General features: G+C 73.1%; 2 protein-coding genes. Both read left to right on the forward strand.

Going from position 1 to position 1,902, the window contains the following annotated elements:
- Positions 1 to 619 (forward strand): glycosyltransferase family 4 protein (locus AB0M20_RS40930; protein ID WP_364306637.1); only part of this gene is annotated, 619 nt, incomplete at its 5' end.
- Positions 616 to 1,902, forward strand: a 1,287-nt coding sequence (locus AB0M20_RS40935) for an O-antigen ligase family protein (RefSeq protein WP_364306639.1), incomplete at its 3' end; no start/stop codon positions are given. The genes AB0M20_RS40930 and AB0M20_RS40935, both read left to right, overlap by 4 nt.

Below are 1,902 nucleotides of genomic sequence, written 5' to 3' on the forward strand. Positions count from 1 at the left end.
CGTCCCCAACGGCGTCGGCGACCTGCGCCGTGTCGCGGCCCACCAGATCACCACCCGGTTCGGGCTGACCGAGCAGGGCTATCTGCTGCTGGTCGGCCGGCTCGTCCCGGAGAAGGCGGCGGACCTGCTGATCCGCGCGTTCCGGCGGCTCGACACCGATCTGCGCCTCGCGATCGTCGGCGGGTCGTCGTTCAGCGACGAGTACGTGAAGGTGCTGCGCGCGGCCGCCGGCGACGACCCGCGGATCGTGTTCACCGGGTTCGCGTACGGGGATCTGCTGGCCGAGCTCTACACCAACGCCGCCGGGTTCGTGCAGCCGTCGCGGCTGGAGGGGCTGCCGCTGACCCTGCTCGAGGCGGCGGCGTACGGTCTGCCGGTGGTGGCCAGCGACATCGCTCCGCACGTCGAGCTCCTCGAGTCGGACGCGCCGGGTCACCGCCTGTTCCGCGACGGCGACGAGGAGGACCTGGTGCGCGCGCTGATGCGCATGCTGGAGGAGCCCCGCACCGAGGGGCTGGGCGCCCACCTGCACGGCGGCCGGCTGCGCGCCGCCTACTCGTGGGACGCCGCCGCCCGCCAGGTGGAGAAGGTCTACCTCGGCCTGGTCCGCAAGGCATGAAGCCGCTGAACCAGCCGCTCAACCAGCCGCTCAATCTGGCGCTCGGCCTCGTCGGCGGTGTCGCCGCCGCGGTCACCGCGTGGTCGCTCGGCACCGGTCACGACCTGGTCGCCGTGCTGCCGGTCGCCGTCCTGCTGGGCCTCGTGGTGGCGGCCCTGGCGGTCACCAGATTCGGCGGGTACGTGCTGCTGATGCTCGCGATCCGGCCGATGGTCGACCTGGTGAAGCTCAGCGGGCCGACCGCCGGGCCCGCCGGTGTCGACGGCGACAGCGTGAGCCGCACCCTGGACCCGTCGACGGTCCTCGGCGTGCTGTTCCTGATCGCCGCCGGGCTCTGGCTGGCCGGGCGCGCCCGCGCGGGCCGGTTGCGCACGTCGCCGCTGGGCGTGGCGCTGCTGGTCGTCGGCGCCACCGGCCTGATCAGCGCGCTGGGCGCCGACCGGGTGCCGAACAGCATGCTCGAGGCCCTGCGCATCCTCACCGTCGTGGTGATGTTCGTGGTCCTCGAACAGCTCGTGGAAATGCCCGGCTTCGCCGGCAAGGTGCTGGTCGCCGTCTACGTGGCGCTGGCCGTCGTGATCGCGTACACGCTCATCGCGTCGCTGGCCGGCAACCCGCCGGCCGAGGTCAAGGGCAGCTTCGTCCGGGTCAGCGGCCCGTTCGCCCAGTCCACCACCTTCGGCCGATACCTGATGTTCCTGATCGTCTTCGGCGTCGGCGTCTACCGCTACCTCTCCGGCCGCCTGCGCGCCGTGATGGCCGTGCTGCTCGGCCTGTCGTTCCTCTTCCTGATGCTCACCAACACCCGCAGCGCCATCCTCGGCGCCGCCATCGGCCTGCTGGTCGTCGCGCTGGCGCAGCGCAGCAAGCGGATGCTGGTCGCGCTCGGCGTCGCCGCCGTGCTCGGGGTGGCCCTGATGCCCGCGGTGGGGGACCGCTTCGCGCAGCTCGCCGACGCCCGCGCGGTCGGCGGCGCGCCCACCGGCAACACCCTCGCGTGGCGGCTGGGCTACTGGTCGCAGATCGTGCCGCTGGCCGGCCGCAACCCGGTCACCGGCATCGGCCCGAACATGACGCAGTTCCAGACCGACGAGGCGAAGAAGCCGCACAACGACTTCCTCCGCGCGTACGTGGAGACCGGCGTCGTCGGACTGCTCGCCTACCTGGCGATGGTCGTGCTCCTGCTGCACGCCGGGCTGCGGGCGCTGCGCCGGGCACCGCCCGGTACGCTCGCGCGCGGCATCGCGGCCGGCAACCTCGGCTGCGCGGTGGCCTTCGTCGCG

The organism is Actinoplanes sp. NPDC051633, assembly GCF_040681735.1.
Taxonomy (GTDB): domain Bacteria; phylum Actinomycetota; class Actinomycetes; order Mycobacteriales; family Micromonosporaceae; genus Actinoplanes.